We start from the raw sequence: 16,706 nt of genomic DNA on the forward strand, positions 1-16,706 counted from the left end.
GCATAAGCGTTCTTAATTTAAAGGTTAATGTTGAATTTCTCCCTTTAATATATGAAATCTAGCTTATGCCTATTTTTCAAACATAATACCTTTGTGAAAACCTTCGTGATCCTTGTGGTTGATTTTCAGTTTGGATTTCAGATGGCAGGGCTACGCCCCTTAAATTCAGCTAGATTTACATTTTTCTACGAAGAAGTATGGGCTACGCCCCTAATTTTCGCCCAATTTATTTAATCACAAATCACTTTTCCTTCTCAATCCTCACTGGCCCAATCAATCCTGAAGGCATCAATGGATTATTCTTGATTCTTGAGAGGTCTGCTACTGACCATGTCAAGCGTTCGGATTCTGGTTTGTTGATGTCGCCAATGATCCTGTTTGCCCATGTATTGGTAACTTTGATGGTCAGTTCGTTATTGCCTTTCTTGACCGCCTTGGAAATGTCTAAGGTAAAAGGATAAGTCCATGCAACCCCACAATTTTCTCCATTCACAATGACTTCTGCCAAATAATTCACCTCTCCCAAATTCAACCAAAGTGCTTCTTTCGGACTTTCATCCAATTGGAATTGGGTTTGATAGCTGGCTGTTCCTGAATAATGTTGGATATCGGGATTTGGGTTTTGGATCCAGTCAGTCAAAACATCCCATTGCTGAACAGCTTCCGGACCTTTGAATTCAGGGTCAAACTGTACTCTCCATGAATCTTTGATTTCTTGAAATGGGAGGAATTCTCGCTGGTTTTTTCCCTTGGAAACAGCTTTTTCTGAGGTCTTTTTTTCAAAAATCACAAAAAGGGATTCATTCTTATCCAAAGTCAATGGCAAAACTGTTCTTCCATCCTTGATTTCCCAAGTATTCACTTCCCGGTATTCATCTTTAACTGGGTCGTAGATTCGGGGAATTTTTCCTAAAACCCTAAATGACCAATCCATCTGCCGCTTTTCTTCAAGTTGATTTGAAATAAAATAGACTTCCTCCTCCCCTGCACTTCTATGATTCCAAGCTATTCCCTGATTTCTTTCTCTGCCAACTTCCGTAGCCGTGACATCCGGCACAATGCCAATTCCCTTCAACGTTTCATCTGCATAAGGCAACTGCACAACTTTTCCCTTTCCTATAGCCCATTCATTTTGACCTTTGGAAAGATTAGGGTTAAATCCTTTCCAGAGTTTTTGGACTACTTTTTCATACTGCTCAAATGCTCTTTTATCAAGAACTAAACTTGGTGAACCTACAGGTTTCCCATCTACCATAATCGTTGCTCCTGCCTCTACCAATTCCAACATTTTTTTCAGTACAGCAAGAGAAACCCTATTTGCATTAGGGTTCATTTTTCTATTTCCCGGAAAAACCAACACGCTATATTCCATCCCTGTAGACAAGACGACTTTACCGTTTTTCACGGAAGCCAAATTGAGCAAAGCATCAGGGTTAAATGAATCGTATTTGTATCCCTTCAAAGGATCTGTCCAATCCTCAGCCAAAGCAATATTGGATCCATGGGTTACTCCCTTTGGTCTTTGGTGCGTGGGTTGACCTTCATTTGCCCATCTTTTTTTCTCTTTTTCCAACAAATCATTCCCGACCAAGCCCGGTAAAAAAGGCACCAACCTCTCAGGCAGCACCGCCCTGCTTGGCAATCCTTCCCCAGTAAATACCGCTATGTCAACGACAGGAATGCCTTTTTGCAATTGGTATTGAACCCGCTGGGCATAATCAATCCAGGCTTTTCCGGGCTTCCACCAAGTCTGATCCCGCTGAAAATAAAGCCCAACGCCATCCAAGGTCATTCCGGGCTTTCTATCCAACCAAGGATTGTGGACAAAAACATGGTAAAAAAACCTGTTGATCCCCAATGCATAATTTCTGTCTCCGATGGTCTTTAGATTTCCCGGATGTTCGTCCCAATCCATCCGCAATTGGGTAAATGCCTCTGCTTGAATTATCTGCTTCCCATAAATATGTCCTCCGGAAATGGCATCCAGCATATCATTGGGCTTGTCATGCGTAGGACTATTCAGCCAAAACTCTCCACCTGGAAAATCAACTTTGCTGAAATGCAGCAAGCCATCACTCATCATGGTTGGCGCTACATTTTCTGCGCTAAATTTGATGTTGTGGGCAGCTGCTTCTTTTCTCATGGTTTCGAAAAACACATCTACGATCAGGGAGGCTATTGTCTGCCTCACATCATACAATATTTGCTCGGAAAAATCAGCACCTTCTATGGGATAGCCAGCCATTACCGGCAAATAAGGCATAAGGTCATATCCACGTCTTTTTTCAAATTCTTCCAAAAAGTAGGGCGACCAATTCTGGCTTCCAGCTTCCCAAGAATCAATATGCAAAAGAGACAAAACCCTTCCCGCCAGATCCGGACCAGCAACTTCAACAGCCTTTCCAAACCAAGAATCAAACTGCAATTTGACCGCTTCGGGATTGAATTTATCAACTTCCAATCCAAGACCTCCACCCCCAGTGGCATTGGTGTGCCCTGTAGAAGTATGTCCAAACCTCAATATTTTCCAATTGCCAGCTGGGGCTTCCCAAGAAAGCTGTCCATTGGCATCCATGTTTTTTGAAATATCGATCACATCCTTCAATGGTGCTGCTTCTGCAGATGCGATTTCTGTATCTGATGTCTGTTTGCTTACCCTCCAAACCAACCCGGATTTTCCTTCAAAATTCCCAATTCTAGGTTCTTCGCTCAGTACTATCGTTTTGACTTTTAGGGAAGGTTTCCATTTGGCTGCATCCAAATCCTCAGCACCAGGCTCACTGCCTTGTGGATCATAAACAAGTCGGAAATGGGTGAAAGTTGCGGGTTCTATGGCATGGGTATAATCCGCATCCCAATCCTGCCATCCATGTCTTGGAGGTTCCAATCTGGTCCATTCCTGATAGTTTTCCCCATCATTACTTACTTCCAACTTCATCCACTGTGCCTGATAGCTATGCGATCCACCCACTTTGATTCTGATATTTCTTAGGGTAAAAGGCTCCTCAAAAACATATTCAATCCAAGCTGCGTCATTGGTGGAAAAAGTCCCTTCTTTGTCATCATCGAGCAAAAAATCTAAATCCTTGTCTGACAAATTGCTGCTGACTTTTGGTCTCTCAATACTTGATTTCCTGTAACCTTTGTCAGGAATCGGATAAGCAAAAACAGCAACGTCTTTGTAGTAGTTTTCCTTGGTTTCGGGTTGTGTCAAATTCGTTTCAATCAATTCTCCACCTTCAAAATGAGTTTCTGACCAAACAAGTTTTTGCATCGACAGCTCTGGCGTCACCCAAGGACCGCCAGCCACAGCAAAACCATCGCAGGAATGCATGGCTATCTGCAAGTCCAGTCTATCAGCTTCCTTCAAGGCATGCCTGACCATATCCCACCATTCTGGACTTGTCTGGATGATTGGCGGATCGATCAAAAGGGAATCTTTTGGTCCTCGGATCGACATCAAATATGCCCCTGCAAGTCCTGCTTCTTTCATCGCTTCCAAATCAGCGGTAATCCCTTCCTTGGAATACGAACTATACATCCAATACCAATAAGCCCATGCCTGCGAACTTTCATAAGTTGGTTCAAATGAAGTTGTTGACTTTTGGTCTTTCTGCTGACAGGAAATCAACATTGTGATCAGAAAAATGCCTTTTAATATTTGATGGATTTTGTTCATGGGGAATAATGGTGTGTTGAATGGTTGGAAGGTTTGAAGGTTTGAAGGTTTGAAGGTTTGAAGGTTTGAAGGTTTGAAGGTTTGAAGGTTTGGGACTAGAGAGATCTATGGTTGTTGAGTTATCGGTTGATCGGTTGATTTTGGGATTAGTTAATTTGGTTAAGCATTAATTCGATTTAACCACGGAGGGCGCAAAGGTTGCACGGAGAGCACAAGGGGATTCTGGTTAAATATTATTAGTTTCTTGCACTCTTAGTAATCCTTGTGGTTGATTTGGTTATCGGTTAATTGGTTGAATTAGTGATTAATTAGTTTGTTAAGTGTCAAGTCGATTTTACCACGGAGAGCACAAAGGAGGCACGGAGGACACAAGGGGTTTCTTATTTGTGTCCTTAGTGAAAATCTTTTTGGTCTTTGTGGTTTATTTCTACTCGGTATTTTAAATATTCATCAATTTCAAAAGAAGAAGTTCAACCCTGTCTGCAACAGGCAGGCCCTTCGGGGTTGTCACCATCATCATTGGTTATAATCCCCGGGTTGCAACCCGGGGTTAATGAAAGTTCAACCACTTCGTGGTTTTTATCTTTATCTCTCGTTTCTTAATACCTTGAGTCGTGGTTCTTGCATCCTTAATCTCAGTCATCACAGCTGTTGACCTGCTTTTCAATGAACAAATTATCAAGCCACTCGGTTTTCCAATAAACCTTAGCGTACCTCTGCTACAATTGAGAGAAACCTCCCACTTTTCACCAATCAACTTTTCAACCCAATTTACCAATAACTTAATCCACTAATCACTGAATCAACTGATCCCCTAAACAACCAATAACCTAATTAACTAATCCCTAATCACAAACCTAAAACTTCACCTCCCTAAAACCCTCCTGAAAGAATGGTGCATTTTTATTGAATGGTTTGAGGTAAAAGGCGTATCTATAAGGTTTGGAAGAGATTTGGTATTTTTCCAGTGGCTGACCGACGTCTGACCAAGAGTCATTTCCTCCTACGCCCATTTGGATCAAATCGATGTTGACGGTGATGAATCCTGCATCTTTCAACTCATAAGTATGTTTAGCTTTATTGATGTTTTCTTCTGTGTAGGGCCATGCATTCATACTCAAAGCTGTTTCTGCAATGACCACCATGCCTGTTTCTTTTCCTGCATCATTGAATGCCATCCACCTCACATCTGTTCTGTTTCCATTCTCTTGGGGCATCACATAGGGTTCCATAAATTCTACCAATCCACTTTCATAAGTGCCCAATGGAAATCCATTATTCCTATCAATGTAATTTTCCAACGGACCTTTTCCATACCAAGAAATTTGCTCAAAAGCTCTAGGAATTCCCACAGTCATGCCGACTTTGGGGATGTTTGGTAAATCATCAAGGGGAATCAGTTCATAGGATACTTTGATTGTCCCTGAAGGATGAACATTGTAGTTTACGGTAACCTTTGCCTTTCCCTCTATCAATTTATAGGTACTTGATACTTGGATGGTTTCTTTGGTATCATCCACATCCATTCCCACCAATTCCAGATTTGTTTCATACCATGCTTTGTACTTTTGGTGTGGTTTCCAGCCTTTTCGGTCATTGTCCGTGAGTGGACGGGAAAAGTTTGGAAGCATGGGAGCCAAAATCTGCTGCTCTCCAGCAAACTTAAAACTGCTCAAAGCACCATTTTTCTTATCAAAACCAATTTCAAAATCCCCTGAACTTAGCAACCAAACATCATTGTCCGATGAAACATTGATTTTTCCCAAATTCGCTGTAGTTCCTGTTTTTTCCTCTTTGGCAACTTGCAAGACAAACTGATCGGAGGCAATCACATGGCCTTTGGAAGCCCAAGGTTTATCTTCTTTTAGGTGAAATGAAAGATTGGCTACATACTCATGTTTTGCTGAAAATCTAGGCAAGTGAGATTTGATTGCCAATATTCGCTGTTCACCAGCTTCCAATGACATGCTAGGAAGTGTTTTTTTGGAAATTGATCTTCCATCTTCCAATACTTCCAATACTACCTGATAATCTTGAAGGGACTTGGCTGCATGTCGATTGAGTACTAGGATAGTAAAATCTGTACTATCCATCAAAGTACTTTCTACAGGTTGGTAAACCCACTTACATTCGTACATGGCTGCTTTTGGCCTGCCGTCGGAAGCAACGATTCCATTGATACAGAAATTGCCATCATGCAACTCTTCACCGAAATCACCTCCATAAGCAAAGAAAGGGTTTCCTGCTGAATCCAATTTGGTCAAACCCTGGTCTTTGAAATCCCAGATGCAGCCCCCGATCACTTGAGGAAGAGAACGGAATTTGTCCCAGAGTTCTTTCATATTTCCTGTAGAGTTCCCCATAGAATGTGAATACTCTATGAATACAATCGGTCTCTTATCTACATGTTGATTTACGAGCAATTCGGGAGTGAATACACCTGGGTAAAACCTGCTGACCATATCCACATAAGGCTGATCGGAAGGAACTTGGATTCTGTAGGCATGCTCGGAAGGGTAATCTGGATGGTCGGGAGGAATGTATCCTTCGACTCTGTGGTTTCCTTGTGCTGGTTCGTAATGTACAGGTCTGGTAATGTCAAAATCTCTCACCCACTCTGCCATGGCTGCATGATTTGGACCTCTACCAGCTTCATTTCCCAAGCTCCAAAATATGATACTTGGATGGTTTTTGTCCCGCTGAACCATTCGGGTCACCCTTTCCATAAAGGCATGTGTCCATTGGTTGTCATTGCTGAGCTTTCCTCCGATCCCATGTGTCTCGTGGTTGGCTTCATCAATGACAAAAATCCCATATTCATCACAAAGCTCGTAGAAATATGGATCATTCGGATAATGACTCGTCCTTATCGTATTGAAATTAAACTGCTTGATGGTTTTGACATCTTCTTCGATATCCGTCCTGGTCATGGCCTTTCCACGCTCTGGATGATGATCGTGACGGTTTACACCATAGAGGTAGGTGACTTTTCCATTGACGAGTAATTTCCCATTTTCCTTCGAAAATTCTATAGACCGAAATCCTAACTTTGTGCTTTTGGATTCCAAAACCTTTCCCAAAGAGTCCTCCAATGTCAACACAACTGCATATAGATTTGGCGTTTCATCACTCCATTTCAGGGGATTTTTCACCTCAGCTTCAAACATCCCAAAACGGACATTGTCTAAGCGAGGATAGCTTTCATTGAGAATATCTTTGACGGATTTTTCCAATGGCTTGTCGAATACAGGTTTTTCCTCGGGATCATACAACTGAACTTTCAGCACATGACCATACTGTTGATTTCCTGAAAAATTATCGATTTTTGCCCTGAGTTGAAAAACAGCATCTTTATACTCCTTATCAAGCTTGGCTTGCCAATGAAAATCCCCAATCCTGAGTTTTGGCTCAGCCATCAAGAAAACTTCCCTTTGGATTCCGCTTAGCCTCCAATGATCTTGATCTTCCAAATAGGATCCATCACTCCAACGCAATACTTGTACAGAAACTGTGTTTTCACCTGCTACTAGGTAGGGAGTGATATTGAATTCCGATGGCAAAAAACTATCTTCCCCATAACCTACAAACTCCCCATTCAACCAAACTTGAAAAGCTGAACTGACTGCACCAAAATGTAGGGTGACCGTCATATCTTTCCAATCATCAGGAACTGAGAAAGTCCTTTGGTAAGAACCTACCCCATTGTACTCCTTGGGAATAAAAGGAGGATTGATAGGTCTAAATGGGTAAACTGCACTTTTGTAGATTGGGATATCATAGCCTTTGAGTTCCCAGTTGGAAGGCACCTCGATTTTGTCCCAGCCTTGTACCCTTTGTTGATAGAAATCCTTGGGGGCTAATTTCAAATTTTCCGCAAAAGAAAAATCCCATTTCCCATTCAGCAAAAGCATCCTACTTTTATCCCTATCCCCTTCCAAAGCCTCAGCCGAAGAAGCAAAAGAATAGGCAGTTGCCCTAGCTGGAGCTCTATTGATGCTTGTGACAAGAGGATCTTCCCAAGGTGCAAATGCATATTTTCTAGGTGCTTCAGGCACTCCGGCAGGTTCACCTGTTACCGTTTGCGCCCCAAGCCATTGACAATGGAATGATCCGACAAAAAGAAATAATGTAATGAACTTAGTTACTTTCATCTTCCACAAAACTTAAAGTGCTTTTTCCCAAATCCTTTGATGTGGCGACTGCAATTCCTCTTTGGTCTTTGTCATTGACGGCACAATAGTAATGATAGACAACTCCATCGTGCTTGACCACGAATGATTTGTGTGCAAAAACCGAATCATAGGACTCTGATGGTCTGATCAAATCCCCACCTTCCCATTCAACCCAATTGACCAAATCATTGGAAACAGCAAATCGGTTGAAGGCTCCGTCTCCTTGCCGATCTGGCCAAAATGCACCAAAGAAAAACATCACATATACACCATTGACTTCTTGGATAAAGGCGTCCCCAGAAATCCCCTTATGATGGTTGATCAGCGGATCTTCCAGATACCTTTCCCAATTGACCATATCTTTGGAAACAGCCATCCCAATTCTTTCAGCACCCTTTTTAGGGTTGATACTGTCTCCCCGTGCATTGTAATACATCACAAATGGATAGCCCAGTTTTTCTTTTTTATCCCAGATTACAGAGCTTTTGTAATGGGTGCTATTTTCCCACCACCTCACATCAGCATCAGTGGCTTTCAATACTGGATTTCTCAATCGCTCCCACTCGTGCACTTCTGTTGGGGATTTGTTGGTGAAGGCGATTCCTGTAGAAAGCAATCCTGCTTCATATCCGGTGCTGTTACCTCCAAAGTAACTCATCCAATATTTTCCATCATAAGTATTCCATTCATAAGATCCACCCCAATCGAAATCCTGCAATGCGATGTAACCCGCTTTCTGGTTCACATCCCAATCCGTGGAATCGGAAAAAGACATCAATTTCCCTTTGGTCTCCCAATCCAGTAAGTTGTCACTTTCGGCTAACCAAGTTTCATATCCCCTACCTCCAAAAATCAGGTAAGTCATGTACCATTTTCCATCTTTTCTGAATACGCTTGGGCAGTCCATTTTGAGATCATCGGAAGGGGGAACTTTCACCAATCCATATTTAAAGGGCGTTTTGACCTCTTCGTAAATTTCATCGAGCAGTTCAGCTGTGATCTCCCTCGGCTTGGTATCACAGGCAATACAAAGTAAGATGCCTGCCAAAAACCAAATATTTGTATATTTTTTCATCAAAATAAATCTCTAGAATCCATGTTTCTCTAACAAAAGATAAAACTAGCTTCTCGCTGGAAAATACCTTCCTGTGCTTACATGGGTGCAAGCCAACGGATGGGGAATTTTGTGGGTTGATGGGGTTGTTGGAGGAAAAGTTGATTAGGTTATTAGTCGATTAAGTGGTTTTGTATGTCATATCGACCTTAAGGGAGATATCTCATTCTATGGATTTAGGAGAAAGTGATTTGTTGATTGAGTTATAGATTATTTTTAAGTCTAAGTCATATCGACCTTAAGGAGCCTGTCTCGCAGAATTGCGGGAAGATATCCCTAACCGCTATGTTCGGCTGTAAATTGATTAAGGAGATAATTTTGGTTGATTCGATATTAAATGAATAGAAAGAAAATCAGGAGCGTAGCCCATACATCTTCGTAGAAAAATATGTGCTTCGAGAAGGGTTATAGGGTTAGCTATTTAAATTCAAACTGATGTTAACCACAAGGAACACAAGGGTTTTCACAAAGGACACAAGGAATTCATTTCGTTTTTACTAGTACTCCTTGTGTTCTCCGTGCTTCCTTGGCGCTCTCCGTGGTAAAATCAAACTTTCAACATGTAAAAATTAAAAAAAGAAATCAGGACTATACCCCTGAGGGGAGGTCTATAAAAGAAATCTCGCACCGTTTTATCCACGCATTAAGTTGATTAAGTTACTGGTTGAATAGTCTGTTCGCTAATTAACTGTAACGGCGATGGGATTGGAAAACCATCGGATCCCCCTTTTGCTAAGGATGGGTCAAAAAATCACCTCAAAGGTTATTAATCATTAATTCAACTGAATTAACCTACAACCATTTATTCAGATCAATTAATCCATATTCTAATAAAGTGTTACTCAAGGTCAAGTACTATTTTTATGTTTTCTTTGACAAGTTCAATCAATTCTACTGGCAAGATCCCGACTCTTTTAATCAATCTTTTATTATCAATCGCCCGAATTTGGTCGATCATGATATCACAAGGTTGATGCAGATTTGCAACACCTTTTTTTAGATGAACCCTTAATATCTCGGAATCTTGAACCACATTGGTTGTAATCGGGCAAACAATCGTTGATGGATGCGGCAATTTGTTGAGCAAATTAGTTTGAATAGCCAAAACGGGTCTTGTTTTGCCCGCCTCGGTACCAATCTGCGGGTTTAAATCAGCTATCCAAACTTCAAATTGTTTAACCTGCATAATCAATCCCCTCAAAATCTTTAAGTACAGACATTGATTCAGCTTTAACCAAAGCCGATTCCTTCTTAAGTTTTTTTTCAAGAAACTGTTTCCGTTGGAATTTATTGTAAAAATCAATAGCCTCGTTTATATATCTATTCCGTGGTTTTTTAATTTTTTCGAGTATTTTTTCTGTCTCGCCGAAAATTGAATCGTCTATCTTTAGTGATACTGTTTTCATCTGTTTTACAATTGCTTTTAAGTGGTCAGATTGAATCCCTGCCTAACGGCAGACAGGTCGCAAAGTTTCTCATCCTGATATGTAACGATTCTAGTCATGCCTGTCTTCCTTAGGCTCAATTTCATGGTAATAATATCTATCCACAAATATATACCATTAAAGTATATCTTTCAAGTATATCTATTTTTGATTTTATTTGCGAATTCCTTGACTTGGCAATTCTTTGAGTTAGATAGTAAGTGTTTAGTGGAATAGGTGATTAGTAGAAAGTGAGCGAAAATCAGGGATCTAACCCCTACTTCTTTATAGAAAAATGTGTATCTATTTGGTTTTTGGTGATTTAGAGCTAGCAATATAAATTCGAACTGAATATTTACCACAAGGAGCACAAAGATTTTCACAAAGGGCACAAGGAATTCATTTCGTTTTTAACTAGTACCCCTTGTGTTCTCCGTGCTTCCTTGGTGTCCTCCGTGGTTTAATCAATCTTTTAACAGATGAAAATTAAGAGAAGAAATCAGGGCTGCACCCCTCTGGTGATCGCTATACTTTGTTTTCTACGAAGAAAACAGGGCTAACGCCCCTGTGAATTCCCAAAGGTCACAAAGTGGACAATGATTTAATTTAGATAAACGAGAACCCCTTGTGGCCTCCGTGCTTTCTTGGAGTTCTCCGTGGTTAAATCGACTTAACGCTTAACTAATCCCTGAATCACCCAATAAATAATTCAACCCAATTAACCAATAACCAAATCAACCAATTAACCTAATTAACTAATTCCTCCCTTGACTCACTTTTCTTTCTCCAATAATTTGCCAAAATAGAACCCGAGACATTCATCCATGGACTGAACACAGCAGGTGCAAGACCCACTGTTCCTAGTTTTCCCATCGATCCAGCGAGTCCGGAAGCCATGCCTCCATTTTGCAAGCCCACTTCCAAAGCCATAGCCCTAGAGGAAGATATATCCAAGCCCAATAATCTGCTAAACCAAAACCCGAAGAAATACCCCAGGGAATTATGTATCACAGAAGCCAAAAACAGCAAAAACCCAACTTGGAGTAAATTGTCTCTGCCAGCCGCAGTAGTAACAGTGGTGAAGAATACAATTCCTGCCATGGACAGGAGCGGCATGATTTTGCCCATACTGTACACTTTCTTGGTAAACAAATGATACAAAACCCCAAAGCAAACAGCTCCCAAAAAGAAGGAGAATATCTCCAAAGACTGCATCATTTGAGGGGTAAAATATTGTGATGAAAATTCCCAAATACCAAATAAAAGTGAGAGCAAAAGCAATCCGGAAATCATAGCGATTTTATAAACAATTCGTCTTTTCTCTCTTAGAGAATTCTTTAAGTAGTCATGCAATAAAGCTGCTCCAATTGGGACTAGAACTATTTTGACAATCTCGATCATCATATCAAAAAACCTGATATCGATCAAAGTGCCAGCCAATGTTTTCATCCAAAAAGGTGTCATGATCGGGGCAATAAGTGTGGCAATGGCTGTTACTGTCACAGATAGTACCAAATTGGCTTTTGCTAAATAAACCATCACATTGGATGCCAAGCCGCTGGAACATGACCCCATAAGGATAATCCCCGCAGCAATCTCCGGCTCAAAGTCAAAAACCCTTGTCAACAGATACCCCAAAATGGGCATGATTGAAAATTGACTGATGATGCCTACCAAAACGCCCTTTCCTGTAGAAGCCAAACCAGCAAAATCCCGTAGACTCATCTGCACTCCCATGCCAAACATCACTATTTGGACAACCACGAGAATCAGCCATTTATTTCTAAGATCAATTTCCCCCACATGCAAAAATCGCTCGGGAAACAACATACCAGCCAAAACCGCCAGCAGAATCCAAGCTGTATATTGGAATCCTTTGAGCTTTGGAATCAAGCGCATGGTCAAGGTAAATACCAAACATCCAGCAAGAACAAAGACCTTTGCAATCCCATATTGATCCAAAAACAATGCTCCAGCAAAAACCAAAAAGGAGAATGCTGAAAGCCCTAAACCAAGCTTTAAAAAAGTATTTTGTTTTAATTTACCCATTCAATTGGCTCGCTAAATACTTCATTGCTTCAGGTGGACTGGAGATGATTGGGACAATTTTATCTTCCTCACTCAAGGTATCCACCACCCTAGCCATGGAAGCTTGCGCCAAAAGTATCACATCAACTTCTTTGGCAAGTGATTTCAAAGCACTCGAAACGATGGTATCATGGGTTTCGGAATCTCCATTCATCAAAGCTTCAAAAGCCCCCTGGCAAAGTTTGGAGGTAATTTCAATCCCTTTGCCCAGAATAACAGATCTCCTTTTCACCAAATCAGAGGTAGGCTCCAGGGTCGTAGCCAAAGTTGCGACTACCCCGATCTTTTTTCCGGTTTGGATGGCCAAATCCGCCATTGGTTGGTCTACCCGGAGAACAGGAACCTGATTCAAGGATGCGGCTGTTTCCACGGCTACACCAATTGAGCTGCAAGTTACCATGATATAATCGGCTCCTGCATGCGCTGCTGCAGCCACATGATCCACTACCCTTTTTGCTGTATGTGGTGTCAATTTCCCCTGGGCAATCACATCCTTGATCAAGCTGTCATCTACAATGTTAAATACTTCAATTCCCTGAAGGTTTTCTGCACATAATTTTTGGAATACAGGAACCAATGTTGCCGAGGTATGTATCAATCCTAGTTTTTTGTAAGTCATAGTTTTTATAATAAATGTGATCTTATGATTTTATCCCCAATGATGATTGATTTGATTATCTCTGATTCTATTGATATTTATGGATACTCGATATTTAGATATTGTTTCAGAGCTCATCTTTCAATTGATTTTTCTAAATATCCGATACCTATTCAATTGCCCTTTCAGGGCAAAAATGAACATATCTTTTTGTCCTAGCATAGGGTTACAACCCCATGCTAATGTCAGAAGCCCTTTCAGGGCAAATCTTGCTCGCCTTGCTTATTGTCCCGCCCTCATTTTATTTGACACTTTTTTCAATTGATAAATGAAAGATTCAACCCCGTTGGGGTTGTTGTCCCTTTCCTTCATCTTTATTCCCCGCATTTCATACGGCGTTAATCGAAGTTTAACCCTGCCTGCAGCAGGCAGGCACTTCGTGGTTGAATGAACCTTGTCAGACATAGCTCTTTTCTTGTCGCGTCCTGAAATTACTTGACACTTTTTTTATTGATTTCTCTTTATTTCCGCTAGCCATTCAATTGCCTCCCGATAAGGATGCGGGACAGGCTTTTCAGGGCGTGTTCTCGGTTCTTGCCTCTCGTTTCACTCACGTCTCACGTTCTTGTCTCAAATCTTGTGTCTCATATCTCACGTCTGTCTTAGTTCTTATTTCTTGGCTCTTGGTTCTAAATCATGTTCTTCCAGCTACCAAATTCCTTCTTCCTACATTGAATTTATATCCCCAGCCATATTTCCCTTTTGCACTTTGATAAAGTAATCTTCTGTTCCTACTTGTCCGCCTTTGAAATTGATTTCTATACCATGGGCTGGCGAATCGGGAGCATTGACCTTACAAAGTGGTGCTCCAGGAGTCAAGGGCGCAATCATTTCTACTGCTTGAATCCCCAATACCCTTGCTATCCAACTTGAGGTATCTCCTCCTGCCACCAATATCCTTTTCACTTTAACATTGGACAAAATCTTCCTAGCCAACAGTCCCATCATACTTCCATAGCGCTTGGCTGTCAGTCTTGATATTTCGACTTCGCTTAAGCCCTGATTCAAGAGTATTTTTTTTGTCTCGGACACTCTTGGATCGTCATAGCCAATTGCAGTATGGATCACCAAACTTTTCCCAGCGTTTAGGATTTCTATAGCTTTTTCAAGATTATCATCCTTGGAAAAAGAATCTCGTTGCCTTGCAATCTCTGTGGTGTCGATAGCTATTTCTCCAAAATCATTTTGCAAGGCCATTCTAATCTGCCCTGCGGTGACTGGTGAGCAACTTCCTGATAAGACCAACATCGGACCTGCATCTCCTGGAATTAGCCAGTTTTGCTGTTTTGAGCCCCAAGCACTCGCCAATGCCATCTCTATTCCTGATGAACCCACTGAGAAATGTTGCTGACTTTTTCCTTTTTCTGCCAAAAACCTACCAATCTCCGTTATGTGATTTTGATTTACAGCATCGAAAAGAATGATTTCTGAGCCTGAATTTTGCTCGGTTGACAATTGTTCACCAATTTTTCCCTGTTCTATTTGCAGGAGATCTACCAGGCCAATTTTCAGATTTGTCTGCTTGGATAAATGAATGCGCAAATCGCCCTCATCGGCTGGAGTTGTAGGGTGCTTGGACATGGAAGGATGTCTGTCCAACCTATAAATCAGCCCCTCACTTCCAATTCCCATCCTGGCAAACAAGTTTCCAAAAGCACAGTATCTTCCCAAAGCCGGGGCAGCCACCAGCAAGGAGATGAAATCAGGTTCAAAAATCCCTTTTGCAATTTCTATTGCTTTTCCAATACTCCCGATCGTGGGTGAAGAATCGAATGTCGAACAAACCTTGTAATGAATGTGTGAAGCCCCTGAGGCTTTCAGAGCAGAAAATGCAGTCCCTAGCTCCTGCTCCATTTCTTCCGGTCCCAATGACCTGCTCAAACCAGCAACCCCAAAAGCTTCTATATCCGGATATTGGTTTAATGTTTCTTGACTTGGAGGACTGATAAATAAGACTGAGCGGATTCCGGCATTTGCCAAAAATTCCAAGGCATCGGTAGACCCGGTGAAATCATCACCATAAAAAGCCAATAACAATTTGTTTGCCTCTGCTCCCATCACTTGATTTTTCCGAATTTAGCTACTGACTGCGCAAACTCCTTGTGATGATCAGCTGTGGTTTCCATATCCCATCCCTGAATTGCCCCTTGCCAAGCTTGTTGGATAGCTGCCACGCCACCTGCCGGTCCTGATGGATGCGCCATGATGCCTCCACCTGCCATGTAAAGTAGGTCTGTGGTTTTTGTTTGTCTGTAAGTTTCAAAAGCCTGACCGCCCCATTGTCCCGATGATACTACTGGCAAAACCTCGAAACCTTTGTTCAAAGACTCCCTACAGGCTTCAATGGATCGAACGACAGATTCATCCGATTCCCAAAATTTATTTTGAATCCCATTCACATGGATCTGATCCACTCCTGCCAGTCTCCAGATCTTTTGGTATGCTTTGAATTCTATTCCCAACAATGGGTGTCTGTTGAGCATTCCCCAGCCATTTCTATGTGCATGGATGGCCAATGATCCACGATCACAGATTTTCTTTGTGGCAGACAGTCCCACGCTGTTGATGCTGATCATCGCACATGTTCCTCCCCTTTCCACAACTTTATCGTAATTGCGCTGCATGGCATCCATTTCATCACTGATGTTGAATGCATACATCACTTTTTTTCCTGTACTGTCAGCATGGTTTTGGATAACTTTCATGATCGCATTTACCCTTTTGTCAAAAGGAGAATTGGCTGCCGATCCCATCAATTCATCATCTTTGATAAAATCAATCCCTGCCTCCAACAATGTTTTGACCAAAGTAGCGGTAGTTTCTACATCCATGCCTATGCTTGGCTTGATGATGGTACCGATCAAAGGCCGTCCGGTGGGTACAGCTGTGAGTTCACGAGTTCCTTTGATTCCGAATTTCGGTCCCCTAAAATGTGAGACAAATGAATTCGGGAAATCAATATCCATTAATTTCAAGCCCGTGAACTGGGTGATTTCATAAAGATTTCCCTGAAGGGTGGAAAGCATCACGGGCAGGTTGAATCCAAAATTTTCCAAAGACCATGAAACTGAAATCTTTGCTCGATGGTATTTACCAAAGGAAGTTGAAGGACCTGGAATTGCCGGTTGGTTTACCGATTCTAGGATTTCTATATTTTCGATCTTTGCCCCAAACCGCTGTTTCAATTCAAGCGTTTCACCCGGAGTTTCGACAAAGGTTCCAGAGGATTGTTCCCCGGCAAGAACCATCGCTGCCTTGGCTACTTCGTAAGGGGTTTCTATTAAATAATGTGCTGTAATTCTTTCCATATTATCTTTTTCTTTCAATAGAAAAAAAGGTAAGATTAGCACGAATGCTATCCTACCCTTTAAAATAATAAACCCTAATTTCCCAAAGTTCATTTTTCTAAAAAGCAAAAGAATCCTGAACCTACCTGCTTCTGAAAAATATATTAACCTGAGTTCGACTATTCTCACTTTGTCAAAACAGTTTTAAATGGTGAGAACTACGAAAAGAAGGTGCGAACTTTTTTATGAAGTAATATTGGGATATTGCGGATTGAAAAAGTGAA

Annotated in this window: 9 protein-coding genes; all 9 read right to left on the reverse strand. The window is 41.4% G+C overall.

Features of this window, described 5'->3' with window-relative positions; all coding sequences use genetic code 11:
* Positions 1-241: 241 nt before the first annotated feature.
* Positions 242-3,679 carry a glycosyl hydrolase gene (locus tag ACFSKL_RS17070; protein WP_376887603.1) on the reverse strand — a complete coding sequence of 1,146 codons (3,438 nt, stop codon included), beginning with the start codon at positions 3,677-3,679 and terminating at the stop codon, positions 242-244.
* An 857-nt stretch (positions 3,680-4,536) separates the two neighbouring features.
* Positions 4,537-7,830: a glycoside hydrolase family 2 TIM barrel-domain containing protein gene (locus ACFSKL_RS17075; protein ID WP_376887604.1), complete on the reverse strand. Its 3,294-nt coding sequence runs from the start codon at positions 7,828-7,830 to the stop codon at positions 4,537-4,539.
* On the reverse strand, positions 7,817-8,926 hold the full coding sequence (locus ACFSKL_RS17080) for a glycosylase (protein ID WP_376887607.1): 1,110 nt from the start codon (positions 8,924-8,926) through the stop codon (positions 7,817-7,819). Before ACFSKL_RS17080 ends, ACFSKL_RS17075 begins: the two co-directional genes overlap by 14 nt.
* 877 nt (positions 8,927-9,803) lie before the next feature.
* A complete protein-coding gene (locus tag ACFSKL_RS17085) occupies positions 9,804-10,151 on the reverse strand; it encodes a type II toxin-antitoxin system PemK/MazF family toxin (protein ID WP_376887609.1) in 348 nt (115 codons plus the stop codon).
* Positions 10,141-10,371: a hypothetical protein gene (locus tag ACFSKL_RS17090; protein WP_376887611.1), complete on the reverse strand. Its 231-nt coding sequence runs from the start codon at positions 10,369-10,371 to the stop codon at positions 10,141-10,143. The genes ACFSKL_RS17085 and ACFSKL_RS17090 overlap by 11 nt, the downstream gene beginning before the upstream one ends.
* Before the next feature lie 765 nt (positions 10,372-11,136).
* Positions 11,137-12,438: a bile acid:sodium symporter family protein gene (locus ACFSKL_RS17095; protein ID WP_376887613.1), complete on the reverse strand. Its 1,302-nt coding sequence runs from the start codon at positions 12,436-12,438 to the stop codon at positions 11,137-11,139.
* Positions 12,431-13,096, reverse strand: coding sequence for an aspartate/glutamate racemase family protein (locus tag ACFSKL_RS17100; protein WP_376887614.1), 666 nt, complete (start codon positions 13,094-13,096; stop codon positions 12,431-12,433). The genes ACFSKL_RS17095 and ACFSKL_RS17100 overlap by 8 nt, the downstream gene beginning before the upstream one ends.
* A gap of 705 nt (positions 13,097-13,801) precedes the next feature.
* Positions 13,802-15,193, reverse strand: a complete 1,392-nt coding sequence (locus tag ACFSKL_RS17105; RefSeq protein WP_376887616.1) for a four-carbon acid sugar kinase family protein — start codon at positions 15,191-15,193, stop codon at positions 13,802-13,804.
* Entirely contained in the window at positions 15,193-16,443 is a 1,251-nt protein-coding gene (locus tag ACFSKL_RS17110; protein ID WP_376887618.1) for a ribulose-bisphosphate carboxylase large subunit family protein, read from the reverse strand. Before ACFSKL_RS17110 ends, ACFSKL_RS17105 begins: the two co-directional genes overlap by 1 nt.
* Positions 16,444-16,706 lie beyond the last annotated feature (263 nt).

The organism is Belliella marina (genome assembly GCF_042682445.1).
Taxonomy (GTDB): Bacteria; Bacteroidota; Bacteroidia; order Cytophagales; family Cyclobacteriaceae; genus Belliella; species Belliella marina.